This is a genomic window from Streptosporangium vulgare (assembly GCF_042428775.1).
GTDB lineage: Bacteria > Actinomycetota > Actinomycetes > Streptosporangiales > Streptosporangiaceae > Streptosporangium > Streptosporangium vulgare.
In genome coordinates this window covers 1-1,546 of the sequence record NZ_JBHMBS010000100.1, presented here as the reverse complement: position 1 = coordinate 1,546, position 1,546 = coordinate 1, and the positions used below count along the sequence as shown (strand labels likewise).

The 1,546-nt window shown below is 52.8% G+C and carries 1 rRNA gene; it reads right to left on the bottom strand.

The features are described 5' to 3' along the window. Window positions 1–1,546 (bottom strand): 23S ribosomal RNA (locus ACFFRH_RS44140); the annotation flags it as partial.

The window sequence follows — 1,546 nt, the reverse complement described above, 5'->3', positions numbered from 1 at the left end:
GTTACGCCATTCGTGCAGGTCGGAACTTACCCGACAAGGAATTTCGCTACCTTAGGATGGTTATAGTTACCACCGCCGTTTACTGGCGCTTCGATCAAGAGCTTCGCTTGCGCTAACCCCATCAATTAACCTTCCGGCACCGGGCAGGCGTCACACCGTATACGTCCACTTTCGTGTTTGCACAGTGCTGTGTTTTTAATAAACAGTTGCAGCCAGCTGGTATCTTCGACTGATTTCAGCTCCATCCGCGAGGGACCTCACCTACATATCAGCGTGCCTTCTCCCGAAGTTACGGCACCATTTTGCCTAGTTCCTTCACCCGAGTTCTCTCAAGCGCCTTAGTATTCTCTACCTGACCACCTGAGTCGGTTTAGGGTACGATTTGATGTTACCTGATGCTTAGAGGCTTTTCCTGGAAGCAGGGCATTTGTTGCTTCAGCACCGTAGTGCCTCGTCATCACGCCTCAGCCTTGATTTTCCGGATTTGCCTGGAAAACCAGCCTACACGCTTAAACCGGGACAACCGTCGCCCGGCCAACATAGCCTTCTCCGTCCCCCCTTCGCAGTAACACCAAGTACAGGAATATTAACCTGTTTCCCATCGACTACGCCTTTCGGCCTCGCCTTAGGGGTCGACTCACCCTGCCCCGATTAACGTTGGGCAGGAACCCTTGGTCTTCCGGCGAGCGGGCTTTTCACCCGCTTTATCGTTACTTATGTCAGCATTCGCACTTCTGATACCTCCAGCATGCCTCACAGCACACCTTCGCAGGCTTACAGAACGCTCCCCTACCCAACAACGCATAAGCGTCGCTGCCGCAGCTTCGGTGCATGGTTTAGCCCCGTTACATCTTCCGCGCAGGCCGACTCGACCAGTGAGCTATTACGCTTTCTTTAAATGATGGCTGCTTCTAAGCCAACATCCTGGCTGTCTGGGCCTTCCCACATCGTTTCCCACTTAACCATGACTTTGGGACCTTAGCTGGCGGTCTGGGTTGTTTCCCTCTTCACGACGGACGTTAGCACCCGCCGTGTGTCTCCCGTGATAACATTCTCCGGTATTCGCAGTTTGCATCGGGTTGGTAAGTCGGGATGACCCCCTTGCCGAAACAGTGCTCTACCCCCGGAGATGAATTCACGAGGCGCTACCTAAATAGATTTCGGGGAGAACCAGCTATCACGGAGTTTGATTGGCCTTTCACCCCCAGCCACAAGTCATCCGCTAATTTTTCAACATTAGTCGGTTCGGTCCTCCAGTTAGTGTTACCCAACCTTCAACCTGCCCATGGCTAGATCACCGGGTTTCGGGTCTATACCCTGCAACTTAACGCCCAGTTAAGACTCGGTTTCCCTTCGGCTCCCCTATTCGGTTAACCTTGCTACAGAATATAAGTCGCTGACCCATTATACAAAAGGTACGCAGTCACACGCCTAAGCGTGCTCCCACTGCTTGTACGTACACGGTTTCAGGTTCTTTTTCACTCCCCTCGCCGGGGTTCTTTTCGCCTTTCCCTCACGGTACTGGTTCACTATCGGTCAGTCAGGA